Annotated in this window: 1 protein-coding gene and 2 pseudogenes; all 3 read right to left on the reverse strand. The window is 45.8% G+C overall.

Features of this window, described 5'->3' with window-relative positions; genetic code table 11:
- Positions 1-129 precede the first annotated feature (129 nt).
- Positions 130-387: pseudogene (locus tag FDK21_RS20395) on the reverse strand (transposase); the annotation flags it as partial.
- Between the two features lie 346 nt (positions 388-733).
- On the reverse strand, positions 734-1,447 hold the full coding sequence (locus FDK21_RS20400) for a glycosyltransferase family protein (protein WP_138150698.1): 714 nt from the start codon (positions 1,445-1,447) through the stop codon (positions 734-736).
- A gap of 259 nt (positions 1,448-1,706) precedes the next feature.
- Positions 1,707-2,476, reverse strand: a pseudogene (locus FDK21_RS20405) (IS3 family transposase); the annotation flags it as partial.
- Between the last annotated feature and the right edge of the window lie 126 nt (positions 2,477-2,602).

Consider the following 2,602-nt stretch of genomic DNA (forward strand, 5'->3'; position numbering starts at 1 on the left):
CAACCAAAATCCCAAGCCATACAAATGGGTCAAATCAGCAAGCGAAATTCTCGAATCCGTAAAACGCTTCTGCCAAAAGACCCAGCGACAATTATGACAAGGACTTTCGATTCACATGACTAGTTTCTTCCATGCATGACAACATATCGCGAGGATTTCTTCGTATGACGAGAAGATCCGGTTGGAAAGCCAATTCTCCCTCATGAACTGCCAAACGTTCTCGACCGGATTCAATTCTGGAGATCTTGGTGGTAGCGGCAGCAGGGTAATGTTGTCCGGCACTTCGAGATTTTTGGTTGTGTGCCAACCAGCCTGGTCCAGAATAACAATCGCATGGGCACCATCTGCGACTTGGCAGGAGATTTCTTCCAAATGCCACCCCATCGCTTACCATATTCGAGGCGTTTTAAAGCATCAACCAAAAGGGGAGCTACCGGTTTCGCTCCTAGAATTCCAACAATTCCACACATAACAATTACTCACAAAAATACAGGTGTTAGGAAATATTTACACAGCCGGAGTGGTAGGTAAATACAAAATTGGAGAAGATGAATCATTGCTATTGTTGAATGTCACTGAGAACTTCTGTGGTTGCCGCCCTGAATACAAGAGGCATCTGACGTCAAAATCATATAATCGAGAGCGAACTTCTACATATTAGGACATCAACTGATTTGGGTATCCAGTTTGTCAACAAAACATCGGGAGCGGACAAACCTAACGGTCCAGTACGCTATCTTTGCTGACTTTCAGAGTTAATTTCCAGAATGTTTGGTTTGTTGATCAAAATATCATTCAACATCTCAAAGCTAGGGGCGCGCCCACCAAGTTCGGCCTCAATTACTGTAAGCATTTCGAAGTCTTTTGGGGTATCCAGAGTTACTCTCCATTTGACATATTCACCACCAGGGCCTTCCTTATTGAATTTTCGGAAGTCCTCATTCCTACGTATCCAAGGGGTCACATGCTCGCGGTCATAGGCCTCAGTTGCGAACTTGTCAGCAAGTTCCAGCGTCTCACGTGTAAATACCTCACAATCCAAACCATGAGGAAAACTTGGTGGCATGTTATTGCAGGCATAATCATACGCACCATCAATCATGGCTTTGATAACAAGATTGCAGATTTCCGCATCCGCGAAGGGGCAATCAGTCGTCACCCGCAGAATATTATTTGCGTTAAAATGTCGAGCTGCAATAGCAAATCGCCGCAAAACATCCTGCTCGGGTCCTTCAATAACCGGAATACCGCATTTTTTAGAAATTTCGTGAATCTCCTTATGTGCATCTCCATAAGGCGTGGCAACACAGATTTTATCTATCAGGCTAATGCCCTTACCAAATCGAAACATCCATTCCATCACGGACAGCTTGCCTAACTTCATAAGAACCTTTCCTGGTAATCGAGTTGAGGTCATTCTGGCCTGCAGTATGAGTAGATTGGTCATTGTTATAAATCCTCTAAGAACCTGACCGCAAATTAGTTGCGCTATATCTGCGATTTGGGATTTACCGCATTTTCAAAAAAAACGAAGCTTACAAACCAGTGATGTCAACCGGCAAGAACATAACCGAAAATCGGACCGATATCCACGCGATACTGTATATGTGTGTGCTCTGCGCCCTGAAAACTGGATCGTTTTGAAAGAGGTGGCTCGGTTTGTTTGAACAGGTTTGAGCTGATTTATAAGTTGATCCGGCCTTATTTCATGCTGCGATTTTCAGCGATTTCATTTGGTTGAAGTAGACCTGATCCGGTGTCATACGGTCAAGGGATGAATGTGGTCGTTTGGTGTTGTAAAATTTCAGATATTTCCCGATCCCGTTTCTTGCCTCTGGCACATTGATGTATGCATGCAGATAGACCTCTTCATATTTGATGGATCGCCAAAGTCGCTCGACCATTGCCTGGCAGTCGATGCTTTGCATCGATGAGAAGGAAAGACATTGTCCCGCCATGCCCCTTTACCGTCCATCGAGATTGCAATATCAGCATCTTTGAGCATTTTGATAAAGGCCAGCGATGTGAACTGGCTTCCCTGGTCCGTATTGAAGATCTCCGGCTTGCCGTATTTGGCCATAGCCTCTTGGACCGCTTCAATACAGAAAGCTGTATCAAGAGTGATGGAAAGTCGCCAGGACAACACGCGCCTCGAGAACCAGTCCACAACTGCAGCCAGATAGACAAAGCCTTTAGCCATGGGAATATAGGTTATGTCCATCGCCCACGCCTGATTGGGGCGTATGACAGCCCGTTTCCTTAGCAGATAAGGATAGATTTTATGTCCCGGCGCTGGCTTTGATGTATTAGGGCGACGGTAAATTGCCTCGATGCCCATCCGCTTCATCAGCGTTGAGACATGAAGTCGACCAACCTTGTGTCCCTCGCCAAGCAAAAGGCCCTGAAGCATCCGGCTGCCCGCAAAGGGATAATCCAGATGCAATTGATCAATCCGGCGCATCAGCTTCAGATCGGCGTCAGAGCCGGATTTAAAAGTAGTTGAGCGATATCAATAGGTTGTGATTCAACCGTCTTTGATGAGAAGATGGAGGGTCATATGCCTTGGGATGATACCGCTCGGGTTCAATATAACCGGGATAAG

This window comes from Cohaesibacter sp. CAU 1516 (assembly GCF_005771485.1).
In the GTDB taxonomy this organism is placed as follows: domain Bacteria; phylum Pseudomonadota; class Alphaproteobacteria; order Rhizobiales; family Cohaesibacteraceae; genus Cohaesibacter; species Cohaesibacter intestini.

What these genes read in the sequence shown, in the direction of transcription:
- FDK21_RS20400 (WP_138150698.1), bottom strand. Translation starts at nt 1,447, where the DNA reads ATGACCAATCTACTCATACTGCAGGCCAGAATGACCTCAACTCGATTA.